General features: G+C 63.9%; 1 protein-coding gene. It reads right to left on the bottom strand.

Annotated features, from left to right (window positions below; all coding sequences use genetic code 11):
• The coding region (locus B2869_RS04360) for an elongation factor G (RefSeq protein WP_292763269.1) at positions 1-1139 on the bottom strand (1139 nt) is incomplete at both ends.

Raw genomic sequence — 1139 nt, 5'->3', positions numbered from 1 at the left:
CCCAGCTTCTCCTGGTCGGCCTTGGTCTTCGGCTCGATCGCGACCTCGATGACGGGCTCGGGGAACGTCATCGACTCGAGGACGACCGGAGCCGTCGGGTCGGTGAGGGTGTCACCCGTGGTGGTGTCCTTGAGGCCGATGACCGCGTAGATGTTTCCGGCGGTGACCGAGGGAACCGGGATCTCCTTGTTGGCGTGCATCTGGAAGATCTTCCCGATGCGCTCCTTCTTGTTCTTGGTCGAGTTGACGACCGCAGAACCGGAGTCCAGGTGACCCGAGTAGACGCGCACGTAGGTGAGGCGACCGAAGAACGGGTGCACGGCGACCTTGAACGCGAGGGCAGCGAACGGGTCATTGGCGTCGGGGTGACGCTCGATGATCGTGTCGTAGTCCTTCGGGTCGTGTGCCTCGATCGAGCCCACGTCGAGCGGGTTCGGGAGGTAGTCGACGACCGCGTCGAGCATCGGCTGGACGCCACGGTTCTTGAACGCGGAACCGCAGAGCACCGGGTAGATCTCGCTCGCGACGGTCAGCTTGCGGATCGCGCCCTTGATCTCGGCGACCGTGAGCTCCTCGCCACCGAAGAACTTCTCGAGCAGCGCGTCGTCGGTCTCGGCGACGGTCTCGAGGAGCTGCTGGCGGTACTCCGCTGCCTTCTCCTTGAGGTCTTCCGGGATCTCCTGGATCTCGTAGGAGGCGCCCATGGTGACATCACCCTTGGCGTCTCCGGCCCAGACCAGTGCACGCATCTCGATCAGGTCGACGACACCGATGAAGTCGCTCTCCGCGCCGATGGGCAGCTGGATCACGAGCGGCTTGGCGCCGAGGCGGTTGATGATGGTGTCGACGGTGAAATAGAAGTCGGCGCCGAGCTTGTCCATCTTGTTGACGAAGCAGATGCGGGGCACGCCGTACTTGTCAGCCTGACGCCAGACGGTCTCCGACTGGGGCTCGACGCCCTCCTTGCCGTCGAACACGGCAACCGCGCCGTCGAGCACGCGGAGCGAGCGCTCCACCTCGACGGTGAAGTCGACGTGGCCCGGCGTATCGATGATGTTGATCTGGTTCTTGTTCCAGAAGCACGTGACGGCAGCGCTGGTGATGGTGATACCGCGCTCCTTCTCCTGCTCCATCCAGTC

Origin of the sequence: Microbacterium sp. UBA3486, from assembly GCF_002377845.1 — a bacterium.
GTDB lineage: Bacteria > Actinomycetota > Actinomycetes > Actinomycetales > Microbacteriaceae > Microbacterium > Microbacterium maritypicum_A.
Note: the sequence above shows the minus strand (reverse complement) of the source record. Positions and strands in the feature narration are given on the sequence as shown.